Genomic DNA, 12,112 nt, shown 5'->3' with positions numbered 1-12,112 from the left:
GGCACGCACAACGCCTGCCCGGCCCGACATTCAATGGAGAACGCCATGAAACTTCAAGGTAAAACCGCCGTCGTGACAGGTGCCGCCAGCGGCATCGGCAAAGCCATCGCCGAACTATTGGCGAGCGAGGGCGCAACGGTCGCCATCGCCGATCTCAACGAGGACGCGGCAAACACCGTCGCGCACGCGATCAGAGCCAAGGGTGGTCATGCCATCGGCCTTGCCATGGACGTGGCCGATGAGACCGCAGTCGAGCGCGCAATCGAATCCGTCGCCGAGCGCTTCGGCGGCATCGACATCCTCGTGTCGAACGCGGGCATCCAAATCGTCAATCCGGTACATGAATACAGCTTCGCCGATTGGAAACGCATGCAAGCGATTCACTTGGACGGCGCATTCCTGACCACGCGTGCGGCGCTCAAACATATGTACCGCGACAAGCGCGGCGGCACGATCATCTATATGGGCTCGGTCCATTCCCATGAGGCATCGCCGCTCAAATGCGCGTATGTCACGGCCAAACACGGACTGCTCGGCCTTGCACGCGTCGTGGCCAAGGAAGGCGGCGAGCACAACGTGCGCTCCCATGTGATTTGCCCCGGCTTCGTCCGCACGCCGCTGGTCGACAAACAAATCCCCGAGCAGGCGCGCGAACTCGGCATCAGCGAAGAGGAAGTGATACGCCGCGTCATGCTGGGCGGCACGGTAGATGGCGTATTCACCACGGTCGACGACGTCGCACAGACCGCGCTCTTCTTGTGCGCCTATCCCTCGAATGCGCTAACAGGCCAATCGTTCGTCGTCAGCCACGGCTGGTACATGCAGTAAGTGCGTGGTCGATGCTCGCGGCGGGCGCACGAACGCTGCGAGCATTCTCATGCGAATCGATGAGGGAGTTTCACATGTTCCAGGACAAGCAAGGGTTGCAAGGATCGTCCGGGCCCGCGAAGGCAACGGCACGATCGACGTCAACCATCGAGATCGACCGCGACTACGCCGTCACTGCGCTCGTACTCCAAGGCGGCGGCGCACTCGGCTCCTATCAGGCCGGCGTCTACCAAGGGCTGGCCGAAGCCGGCATCCGGCCGAATTGGGTCGCGGGCATTTCCATCGGCGCGCTCAATGCCGCGATCATCGCCGGCAACGCACCCGAACATCGCGTGTCCAAATTGCGCGAGTTCTGGGTCCACATTTGCCGCCAGCCCTGGCTGCCCAGCCTCTTGCCGTACGAGATGATCGCCGAGACCGCGCAGCACTGGCCCGACCCGCTGCGAATTTGGTTTGACGGCATCGAAGCAGCCCGTGCGTTGTTCGAGGGGCAGCGTGGGTTCTTCTCTCCCCGCTTCTGGTCGCCAGGATCGATGCACTCTGCCACGCCTCACAGCGCAAGCTACTACGATACGACGCCCTTGAAGTCCACGCTCGAGCGCTTTGCCGATTTCGATCGGATCAACCGCCACCAAGAGATGCGCGTATCGGTCGGCGCCGTGAACGTGCGCACCGGCAATTTCGTCTACTTCGACAACACCAAAACGATCTTGCGCGCGGAGCATTTCATGGCCTCCGGAGCCTTGCCGCCGGGCTTTCCCGCCGTGGAGATCGACGGCGAATTCTATTGGGACGGCGGACTCGTTTCCAATACGCCGCTTTCCGCAATTCTGAAGGCGCAGCCTAGACGCAATTCGCTGATCTTTCAGGTCGACTTATGGAGCGCTCGCGGCGGCGTGCCCGACAACCTCCTCGGCGTCGCCACGCGTCAAAAGGATGTGCAGTATTCCAGCCGCACCCGCTTCATCACAGACTACATGAGCGAACAGCAAAACTTCCGCGTCATGTTGAACGAGGTCATGGCCCTCGTGCCGCCGGAAAATCGCCAGCACGAAGCCTATCTGCGTGCGGCCGAACGTGCGTGCAACGCACGTCGAAATGTCGTTCAATTGATCTATCGCGACAAGTCGTTCGAGGGCAGCGCGAAGGATTTTCAGTTCGGCCCGCTGACCATGAACGAGCATTGGGGCAGTGGACTCGATGACATCCGCGAAACGCTGGCACATCCCGAATGGCTGGCGATGCCGACGCAAGACAACCCGTTCGTCACGCACGACATCCATCGCCAGCGCGATACCGCTCACCCGTAACTTGTCGCCATGGATTGCGGCGCCGCGTCGATAAGATAGCGCGGCGCCGGTGCCGAACTGGCCCGATCGTGCCGCGCCGTGCGGTCGATGTCGATCGACATCTTGACGAGATCGGCGAACGTACGAGCCGACATCTTGCGCATCACTCTGCCGCGATGAACTTTGACCGTCACTTCGCTGATACCGATTTCGCCGGCGATCTGCTTGTTCATGAGCCCGGAAACCGCCAACATCATGACCTCGCGTTCGCGGTCGGTGAGCGTCGCATAGCGCCCACGCAAGTCATCGCCGCACCTTGCCGCCCGGCGCGTCTTCCGATCCACGGCAATCGCTTGCGCGACCGCATCGAGTAGGGCCTGGTCGCGAAACGGCTTCGTCAAAAAGTCCACCGCGCCGGCCTTCATCGCCTGCACCGTCATTTCGATATCGCCGTAGCCCGTGATGAAGACGATCGGCAGGTCGATGTCGCGCCGTTTCAACGCTTGCTGAACGTCGAGCCCGTTGGCGCCGCGCAGCCGAACATCGAGCACGAGGCAACTCGGCTCCTCGCCGATTTCGATCGACAGGAAAGTCTCCGCCGACGAAAAAGACGTTGTGCGCATGCCCACCGAATGCAGCAAATCGACGAGCGCGTCGTTCATGTCCGGATCGTCGTCGAGAACATAGACCAAAGGTTCGAGACACTCGCGTCCTCGACGCGGCATCGATGTGATTACGCTCACAATATGCTCCGGTGTCAACGTTCGGCAGCTTGCATCGTTCGTCTTCGGCGCGGGCGCCGGCTCATGCTGCGCACTTGCCCGCATAGCCATTGAATTCGGTCAAACAATTGAGATCGAGTGCGCGAATCCGCTCGGTCATGAAGTCGATAAAAACGCGAATGCGCGCCGGCAGATGCTGCCTCGTGAGGTAGCAAATGTAATGACCGCGATCGTCGGGTGCATACCGCGCCATGACGACGACAAGCTCGCCCGCAGCAATATGGCTGCAAATCTGATAGCCCGCCATCTGTGCGATGCCCTGCCCCCTCAGTACCGCTTGCAAAACCAAATCGGCATCGTTGAACGCAATACGCGCCTCGGGCAGAAACTTGCGTACGCACCCGTCGACCTTGAACTCCCATTCGAATGTCTTGCCGCCAGCGACGCGAAGGTTGATGCACTCGTGCAGACATAAATCGTCCAATGTGCCCGGCAGGCCGTGCGCGTCGATATAGGAAGGGGAAGCACAGAGTGCCATCTGCATCGGAATCAGTTGCTTGGCCACGATGCTCGAATCCTCGATGCGGCCATTGCGAAACGCTACGTCGATCCGGTCCGTTGCGAAATCGGCGGGGCGCTCGTCGAGCACAAGATCGACGACGATGTCCGGATAGACTTTCATAAAGGCATCGAGCAGCGGTGCAACGATCTTCCTACCGAATGCGACCGGCGATCCGATACGCAGCAAGCCGCTGGGCGGTCCATGCCGAAGCTCCAGCATATCGTTCATGGCTTCCACGATATGCGTCACGCCCTGATGACAGTTGTGGAAAAACCGTTGACCCTCGCGCGTCAGTTGCGTGGTGCGCGTGGTGCGCTGAAACAGCCGCGTACTGAGCTGCATTTCCAGCTTCTGCACGCTCCGGCTCACGGCCGACCGGCCGATCCCGAGGCGCTCTCCCGCTTTTGCAAAACTGCCCTCGGTGGCGACGGCCATAAACGCCATGATCCCCGCGTAGCTCGCCGAGAAGCTCGTAGACAGCCCGTCGGGCCGGCACGGCGGACAAAGGCGAATGCTATGTTCCGACAACTGCGATTGGTTCATTTGTGCCCCTCCGATAAGGCATCCCATCAGCGCTCGCTCGCCCCCACGCCACATGTCCCGAGACGCGGCACGCGCACCACGAACCGCGCGCCGCCCTCGGGCGGGCTCACAGCCTCGAGACTCCCGGCATGCTCCGTGACGATGCGGCGGCAAATCGCCAATCCCATCCCCGTTCCCCCTTCTTTTGTCGTATAGAACGCATCGAACAAGTGCGGCACGGCATGCGTCGCGATACCGCGCCCCGTATCGCTGACGGCAATCACCGCATTGCGCCCCTCGACGGACAGGGCTACGGTAAGCCGCCGCGTCGCCACCGAGTTCTCGACCATTGCCTCGATCGCGTTCACGATCAAGTTGACGATCAACTGTTGCAGCGCGACGCGTGCGGCCATCACCTGAACATCGCCGTCGACGAGCTCGAGCGCTACATCGATCCCGTTGTGTCGAAGCTCATCCTCGAGCCATCGCACCGAGTCGGACAGCAACGCGTTCAGCGAAAGCGGCAGCTTTGGTCCGGCCGTCGGAGACGCCAGCTTCCTAAGCGCCGAGAGCGTAGCGCTCGCACGTTGCACGTCTTCGACCAACCGTTCCAGCGAAGCAATGGCCGCTGCCACATCGGGCGGGTCGCGGCGCAGCCATCGCAAGGCCGACTGTCCCCGCGTCAATGCCGATCCGACCGGTTGCAGCGCGTCATGCACGATGAACGCAACCGCTCGCCCGAGCATAGCCAGCCGATCCGTATGCACCGGATCACGCGCCATGATGGGCGGCCTCGTTTTGCCGAACGATTCTCGCGATTTCGACATCGGCCTGCGCGCCGTACTGCTCGAACACATCTGTGCGATAGCTCGTGTTGGAAGCCGCGCCGAGCTGCGTTCCGGAATCGTCGTGCGTATCGGCATCGACCTGCATCGACAAGCCGATCCGAAGGGGATGCGCTGCCAGCTCGCTCGGATCGATCCGGATGCGAACCGGCAGCCGCTGGACGACCTTGATCCAATTACCCGTGGCGTTCTGCGCCGGCAGCGTGGCGAATGCACTGCCCGTGCCCGCCGAAAATCCCTCGATCCGGCCGTGATACGTGACACTCGATCCGTAGACGTCCGCCGTCAGCGTCACCGGTTGTCCGATACGCATCCGTTTGAGCTGGACCTCTTTGAAATTGGCATCGACCCACACACCGTCAAGCGGCACGATCGCCATCAACGGTGTCCCTGGGGCGACGCGCTGGCCGACTTGCACCGAACGCCGCGCCACATAACCCGTCACCGGCGCCGGCAGCGTATCGCGCGCGTACGCCAAATAAGCATCCCTGACTTTGGCTGCCGCCGCCTGCACATCGGGATGCGTCTCGACCGTCGTACGGGCCGTCAGCGCTCGATTGGCCTCGGCTTGGCGGCGTGCCGCATCCAATGCGGCTCGCGCGGCGTTGACCGTGTCGCGAGCATGGGCGATGTCTTCGGCCGACACCGCGCCGGTGGATGCGACCGCCTGCCGGCGGCGCAGATCGTCGACGGCACGCGCGAGATCGGACTCGCGCTGCGCCACATTCGCCGCATAGAAGTCGTTGTTCACGTACAAGCTGCTGACGCGCCGCACGGTTTCGCCCAGTGCGGCCTTCGCGTTCGCCAGCGCGATCTCCGAATCCGCCGGATCGAGCGCGACGACCGCCTGGCCTGCCTTTACGATTTGCGTGTCATCCGCATCGACAGCCACCACCGTCCCGGATACTTGCGGGGTCAGTTGAACCAGGTTGCCGCTGACATAGGCGTCGTCGGTCGATTCGTAAAAGCGCGCATAGCTGTAGTAGTAGGCCCCGTAGACCGCGCCGGCCGCCGCCACGACAAGCGCAAGCAAAACGAGCATGTGCTTGCGGCGGCTCGAAGGCGTCGGTCCCGCGCCGCCGGCCGCTGGCCGCGCCTCGTCCCCGCCTGCGCGCCTCACGCGGTCGTCGCCGATCGAATCCGCGCGTTCGCGATCGGACGTGATGGTATCGCTCATTTCAACTCTCCTGGCTGGTGTGCGAACTGCGGCTCAATGCGCAGCGGCAATATGGGCGCCTCGGCCGTCGGCATCGAGGGAATGCAGCGCTTGTGCGGAGGTGTCGACATAGCCTCCCCCGAGCGCTGCGGCGAGCGCGATCTGCTGATCGCGGCGGCTCATCTTCAGATTGACGACGGCCTGATCGGCATTCAATGCGACGACGTCGGCATTGAGCACCGTCAATTGATTGGTAAGTCCAGCCTTGTATTGCGTCAGTGCCAATTGGTCGGCCCCGCGAGCGGCCTGCTGCGCCGATTGCGCATCGACGAGTTGCGCGTCGCTCGACCGAATGTCTCCAAGCTGCGTCGCGATGTCCGAAAGCGCCGTGACCAGTGTTTGGTTGTAAGCGGCAACCGCGTAGTCGAACGCCGCATAGCGGCCCTTCAGTTGTGCGCGCAACGCACCGGCGTCGAAAATCGGCAGATGGATCGCCGGTCCGGCGGATGCCGTGCGGCTAGCCGCAGTAAGAAAGCGGCCGAATCCGAATGCATCGAAGCCGATCGCGGCGCTCAGATTGATATCCGGATAAAACTCCGCTTTGGCTTCCTTCACCTCGTGCATCGTCGCGTCTACACGCCAGCGGGCGGCTACGATATCGGGCCGTCGGCTAATGAGATCGGCAGGCAAATTGTCGGGCAGCTTCACGTCGTCGCCGGCGCTCAGCGCCGGCCGCTCGATCGAGAGGCCGCGATCGGGCCCTGCCCCGATGAGCGCCGCCAATTGATAACGCGTCGTGGTAATACTGCCGTCCAATGCCGTGACGGCGGCGCGGCTCGTCGCCAAGTTCGCCAATGCGCTCTTGCGTTCCACTTCGGTATCGAGGCCTATGGCGACCCGGCCCGCGGTAACGGTATCGATCTGCTTCCGGCGTTCGACCTCCTGCGCGGCTACGTCGCGCAGCGCGAACAGGCGAGCGAGCCGGTTGTAAGTGCGCGCGATTGCCGTTTCGAGCGTGAGCTTGGCGAATTGCGCATCGGCGTCGCTCGCTTGCGCTTGCGACAGCGCCGCGTTCATCGCTTCGCGATTCTTGCCCCACAGATCGAGATCGAACGACGCCGACAGTAGGCCCCGATTCTCAGTCTGCCAGTTGCCGGCGAACGGCGGCGGAATCATCGCCGAAGCGCTGTACTGCTCGCGGGTCAGCGAGTAATTCGCATCGACGCGCGGCAGGGTATTCGCCCGCGCCGTTTCGCCATAGGCTTGCGCCTGCCTCACCCGCGCCATGGCTTGTTCGATCGTGGGGCTCGCCTTCAACGCCTCGTCGATCAGCGTTTTGAGCTGGGCGTCGCCGAACTGCTCGACCCAATCGGCGGCCGGCCAGCGGCCCTGCTCGGCCGGCAGACTCAGTGCGGTCTCGAACTGCCTCGGCTCGGCGATCCGCTTGTCGCTATGAATACCCGCATAGTTGGCGCAAGCCGGCAATATCGCCGCGACGAGCGCCGGGATAACCCATTTCGAGGCTGTGAGCGTTGACGCCAAGGCAAGAATTGCGCGGTTTCATTTTTGCACCGTCCAGTCAATGAGTTGAACTGAGCACGCCGGCTCAGTGGCCACCCGCACCGGCTGCGCCGGCGGCGCCGCCCTTGGCCGGTCGCGTCAGCCAAATCAGCGGGATGATCAAAATGAAGATCACGGCGGATAGCCAAAAGATGTCGTTCAGACCCAGCATCGCCGCTTGGGTGTTGAGCGAATATTCGAAGACGGCGCGCGCTTTGTCGGCGCTCGCATCGAGCGTGCTCTGCAACGCCGCGATTGCACTCGTGAAGGTCGGATTGTTGATGCTCGTCTGCTCGACGAGCCGCTCGTGGTGCAGGATCGTTCGGTTGTTCCAGCCCGTACTGAGCAGAGACGTCCCTACCGCGCCGGCGAAGATGCGCGCAAAGTTCGACAGCCCGGCCGCCGACGGAATCCGCTCGGGCGGCAGCCCGGACAGAATGATCGCGGTAAGCGGCGTGAAGAAAAGCGCCGTCGGGATCCCTTGCAACAGCGTCGGCAAAACGAGCGTATAAGTATCGACGCCCGTCGTGTAATGCGAACGCATGAGGAAGACGCCGGCGAACCCGACGAACGCCAACGTCGCCAACACACGCATGTCCGAACGCGGCATGATCTTGCCCATCAAAGGCGCAAGCACGACGGAAAAGATTCCGAGCGGCGCGTGACGAGCCCGCGTCACCGAGCGGTAGCCTAGATAGCCCTGAATCCATTGCGGCAGCACGACGAGGTTCGCGAAGAACAGGGCGAAGGCGACCGAAATGGCCACGGTGCCGCCGGCGAAATTACGCCCGGCGAACAGCCGCAAATCGACGACGGGCTTTTCCTCCGTGAGCTCCCAAATCAAGAAGAACACGAAGCCTACCGCTGCCACGATAGTGAGCAGCCAGATCACGGGCGAGTTGAACCAGTCGAGGTCCTTACCCTTGTCGAGCATGATTTGCAGCGACGCCACCCAGACGATCAAGGAAATCAGCCCGATCTTGTCGATCGGCAGCTTGCGCGCCGGCGTCTCGCGTTCTCGATAAATCATCCAGATCGCGCCGGCGGCAAACAAGCCCACGGGAACGTTGATATAGAAGATCCACGACCAGCTATACCGATCGGTGATCCATCCGCCCAGCGCGGGCCCCGCGATCGGCCCAACCGTTGCCGTCATGGCCCAGAGCGACAGCGCGCTCGAACTCTTGTCTTTGGGAAACGACGCCAGCAGCAGCGCTTGCGAAAGCGGCACCAGCGGCCCCGCCACTGCGCCCTGCACCACGCGGGCCGCAAGCAGCACAAGAGATTCGGCGCGAGCCGCATGCCGCCGACGACAAGACGAACAGAAGAATCGCCCCGACGAACAGCTTCACTTGACCGACCCGTTGCGTGAGCCATCCCGTTAGGGGAATCGATACGGCATTAGACGCGGCAAAGAGTGTAATGACCCACGTACCCTCATCCACGGACACGCCCAGATTGCCCGAAAGCGTCGGAATGGCAACATTCGCAATCGACGAATCGAGCACGTTCATGAAAGTGGCGAGTGCAACTGCAAACGTGCCGATACCAAATCGGATGCGGTCAACGGTGCAGCGGCGACTGCCTTGGATTCCATGTTCATGTTTCATCCTTTAGAGTCTTAACTAATCGGCTACTGTTGCTTCGATCGGCCGATCGATTCGCATTGGCATCCGATCCGTGGAATCGTTCTAAGCTCGACGGAGTTGATCGACGAAGCAATGCGTCGCGATCGACGAACGAAATCGATGGCTAACGCACGAGATCCGCGAGGCCCAGTGACGGAAAGCGCGGCTCCTTCGCGCTAGCACGCGCAGCGTGGCGATGCCTAACCAGGGATGCGTGAGGCATCGACGCACCTGCTCGCTCCGTGCGAAGCCTTGTACGCACCACGTGCAGAAATGCTCGCAGTTGTTCGTCAAAATCCGGTATCTGTCTTCACCCAAGCGCGATTGGGCCCGTGCCACGACATTCATTCGCGATACACGGCATTGGGCTCCGACTGCACCCGATCGGTCTGCCCGCAGAAAAACTTTGTAACGAAACGACTTCGACAGGCCGTCGCTCAATTGAGTGATGAAAGCCGCCGTAATGAATCACCTGTCCGTTTCCTGCATATATTCCGTGGTGCGAATAACCTTCGCGTTCGCTTGACGAGATGCGCACCCAAGTCGATCGCGCCGGCATCATCCGGCGACGTTGCAATCCAGTCGATATCGAAAGTTTTCATGGCGAGCCACCCACCTCGGCGCTACGATGCGTTCATTGCCCGCAAGCGTTTTGCGAATGAATGCGTCGAAGCAGTAAGATCCCTGCCCGGGTTCGAACGCAAAGCGGCCCCTCCGAGGCACGTTGCACCTCGGCAGAAATCGATCGCTACATGAAGTCAGTCAGATCGAGCTGTGGCCGCCTTGCGATGACTGCATGGTAGGTGTGGGGTCCGCAGCGCGGTAGATCTGCGCGCGAACACTCACCGTTTCCTGGTGGACACCAATACGCACCGTCGAGGTCGCATCGGCGAATTTAGGGTGATGTGAATTCACCCAGGCAAAGGACGTCGAGCGCCCGAATCTCGGTCGTCATGAAATCGACAAACGCTCGAATGCGCGATGGCAAGTGCTGCCGGCTCAGATAGCAGATAAAGTGGCCGCGGTCGTCGGGCACATAGCGCTTCAACGCGATCACCAGGTCATTGCGCGCGACGTAATCGCAGACTTGATAGCCGGCAGTTGCGCGATACCGCGGCCATCGAGGACTGCCGTCAGTACCAAATCGATATCGCTGAAAGTCAATCGAGCCGCCGGCAAGTACTTATGAACGCGCCCGTCGACTTTGAACTCCCACTCCAAGACGCGGCCGCCCGCGAGTCTCAAGTTGACGCACGCGTGCTGATCCAACTCTTCGAGCGACGACGGAAGACCGTACTGCTCCGCATACGCCCGCGAGGCACAAAGCACCCTTTCCATCGGCACCAGTTGCTTCGCGATGATGCTCGAATCTTCGATGCGTCCGTCGCGGAACCCCACATCGATCCGTTCGGAGACGAAGTCGACCGGCCGATCGTCGAGCAGCAGATCGATCGCCACCTCGGGATAAGCCGCCATGAATTTTTCGAGCAGCGGGGCCACCACCTTCCTACCGAAACCGACCGTCGAGCTGACGCGCAAAAGCCCACGCGGCGGACCTTCACGGAGCTCGAGCATCTCGTTGACCGCCTCGACGATCCGCTCGACTCCTGATGACAATTCTCGAAGAATCGCTCCCCTTCGAGCGTCAGGTGAGTCGTCCGCGTGGTTCGAAGAAACAATCGCGTGCTCAATTGCGCTTCGAGCTTTTGCACATTGCGGCACACTGCCGAACGCCCAATGCCGAGCCGCTCTCCCGCCTTCGCGAAACTGCCTTCGGTGGCTACCGCCATGAAGGCGATGATGCCGGCATAGCTCGTCGCGAAACAGGTCGATAAATCGTCGCTACGATTGGGCAAGCCAATGCGAAATCCGACCCGCTGCGTATCCGATTGGTCCATTGGCGCCCTGCTCCGCTTCGCTGCACATCCGGCGTAGATAGGCTTGCAGTGTAGGACACATCATGTCGATCCGACACGGGCCCCAACCCTCGCTCGTTAAGCGTTTCATCCATAAATAGTGCTTTAGATTGGTGTCGAACGGGAAACACGATGCGTACCGGAACGATGCTACCGCCGGCTTCGAGCGCTGGCCTACCATTGAGTCGACGTGCCCGTTCAGGGGAACGTGCATGACTGAATTCGAGAATGCCGATGGATGACAAGAACCTCAATTCGCCGCCGCTTGCACTGCTCGACAGGTATAGGGGCCAGGACTTTCTTCCGCTCTATACGACGACGGTCACCGTATCGGGCGGCGCCACCGGCCACGGCCGCGCCTCCGGCGTCGCGCGTTCGATGACGGGAATTTGGATCTGAACTTGCGCCTTCCCACCGAATTCGGGGGACCGGGCGACGGCACGAATCCCGAGCAACTGTTTGCAGCCGGTTTTGCCGCGTGCTTTCACGGCGCGCTCAATCTGCTCGCCAAGCGTGACGGAATGCGGCTCGACGATATCGTCGTAGCGGCACAAGTCTCGTTCGGGCGCGACCCGATGGACGGCGGCTACGCTTTGGTCATCGATCTTCGCGTCCGAATGCCGAGCGTCGAGAGGCGCGTGGCGGAAGAATTCGTTCGAAATGCCGAACGCTTGTGCCCTTACGCAAAAATGGCACGGCAAGGGACCGTCAATATCGTCGCGGTAATCGACTAACACAGCTTGCACCTCCTGTTGCACGACACTTCTTCTCGGCCGCATACGACTCGCAATGACACGAAAGACGACGCTGAGCCCACCCCCGCTAACGCTGCTCGACAAGTACCATGGGAAGGAAATCCAAACCCTGTACTCGACCACCGTTACCGTCACGGGGGGCGAAGCGGGCCATGGTCGCGCGTCAGGGCTCGCACGCTCCGATGACGGCGAGCTCCTCATCGACTTGCGCCTGCCGAAAGCGCTCGGCGGGCCCGGGGGCGGCACGAATCCGGAGCAGCTATTCGCAGCCGGTTACGCGGCTTGCTTCCATGGCGCGTTGAGCCTGCTTGCGGCACGCGCGGCGATCC

Annotated in this window: 9 protein-coding genes and 4 pseudogenes; 4 read left to right on the top strand and 9 right to left on the bottom strand. The window is 61.6% G+C overall.

Going from position 1 to position 12,112, the window contains the following annotated elements; all coding sequences use genetic code 11:
• Window positions 1-45: 45 nt before the first annotated feature.
• Both AB1286_RS21105 and AB1286_RS21100 read left to right on the top strand, forming a co-directional pair.
• Window positions 46-828 (top strand): 3-hydroxybutyrate dehydrogenase, encoded by a 783-nt coding sequence (locus tag AB1286_RS21105; protein WP_430365202.1) that lies wholly within the window; start codon window positions 46-48, stop codon window positions 826-828.
• Window positions 829-887: 59 nt separating this feature from the next.
• Window positions 888-2,138, top strand: a complete 1,251-nt coding sequence (locus AB1286_RS21100; RefSeq protein WP_430365201.1) for a DUF3734 domain-containing protein — start codon at window positions 888-890, stop codon at window positions 2,136-2,138.
• On the opposite strand, the gene AB1286_RS21095 is transcribed toward AB1286_RS21100, so the two are convergent.
• The 9 genes and pseudogenes from AB1286_RS21095 to AB1286_RS21055 all read right to left on the bottom strand — a co-directional run bounded on the left by AB1286_RS21095 (window position 2,129) and on the right by AB1286_RS21055 (window position 11,010).
• Entirely contained in the window at window positions 2,129-2,860 is a 732-nt protein-coding gene (locus AB1286_RS21095) for a response regulator transcription factor (protein WP_430365200.1), read from the bottom strand. The genes AB1286_RS21100 and AB1286_RS21095 overlap by 10 nt on opposite strands.
• Before the next feature lie 61 nt (window positions 2,861-2,921).
• Window positions 2,922-3,944 carry a LysR family transcriptional regulator gene (locus tag AB1286_RS21090; RefSeq protein ID WP_430365199.1) on the bottom strand — a complete coding sequence of 341 codons (1,023 nt, stop codon included), beginning with the start codon at window positions 3,942-3,944 and terminating at the stop codon, window positions 2,922-2,924.
• Between the two features lie 26 nt (window positions 3,945-3,970).
• A complete protein-coding gene (locus tag AB1286_RS21085) occupies window positions 3,971-4,705 on the bottom strand; it encodes a sensor histidine kinase (protein ID WP_430365198.1) in 735 nt (244 codons plus the stop codon).
• A complete protein-coding gene (locus tag AB1286_RS21080) occupies window positions 4,695-5,945 on the bottom strand; it encodes an HlyD family efflux transporter periplasmic adaptor subunit (protein ID WP_430365197.1) in 1,251 nt (416 codons plus the stop codon). Before AB1286_RS21080 ends, AB1286_RS21085 begins: the two co-directional genes overlap by 11 nt.
• Before the next feature lie 33 nt (window positions 5,946-5,978).
• On the bottom strand, window positions 5,979-7,466 hold the full coding sequence (locus AB1286_RS21075) for an efflux transporter outer membrane subunit (RefSeq protein WP_430365196.1): 1,488 nt from the start codon (window positions 7,464-7,466) through the stop codon (window positions 5,979-5,981).
• 64 nt (window positions 7,467-7,530) lie between these two features.
• Window positions 7,531-9,081: pseudogene (locus tag AB1286_RS21070) on the bottom strand (DHA2 family efflux MFS transporter permease subunit).
• Between the two features lie 94 nt (window positions 9,082-9,175).
• The gene (locus AB1286_RS21065) at window positions 9,176-9,460 is read right to left on the bottom strand and encodes a lecithin retinol acyltransferase family protein (protein ID WP_430365195.1); all 285 of its coding nucleotides are present in this window, start codon (window positions 9,458-9,460) and stop codon (window positions 9,176-9,178) included.
• Window positions 9,423-9,671: a lecithin retinol acyltransferase family protein gene (locus AB1286_RS21060; RefSeq protein WP_430367271.1), complete on the bottom strand. Its 249-nt coding sequence runs from the start codon at window positions 9,669-9,671 to the stop codon at window positions 9,423-9,425. The genes AB1286_RS21065 and AB1286_RS21060 overlap by 38 nt, the downstream gene beginning before the upstream one ends.
• A 336-nt stretch (window positions 9,672-10,007) precedes the next feature.
• A pseudogene (locus tag AB1286_RS21055) lies at window positions 10,008-11,010 on the bottom strand (LysR family transcriptional regulator).
• A gap of 252 nt (window positions 11,011-11,262) precedes the next feature.
• On the opposite strand from AB1286_RS21055, the pseudogene AB1286_RS21050 reads away from it, so the two are divergent.
• Window positions 11,263-11,762 (top strand): annotated as a pseudogene (locus AB1286_RS21050) (Ohr family peroxiredoxin).
• A 55-nt stretch (window positions 11,763-11,817) separates the two neighbouring features.
• A pseudogene (locus AB1286_RS21045) lies at window positions 11,818-12,112 on the top strand (peroxiredoxin); the annotation flags it as partial.

Source organism: Trinickia sp. NRRL B-1857, assembly GCF_050470685.1.
Lineage (GTDB): Bacteria > Pseudomonadota > Gammaproteobacteria > Burkholderiales > Burkholderiaceae > Trinickia.
This window is presented reverse-complemented; position numbering and strand designations above follow the sequence as displayed.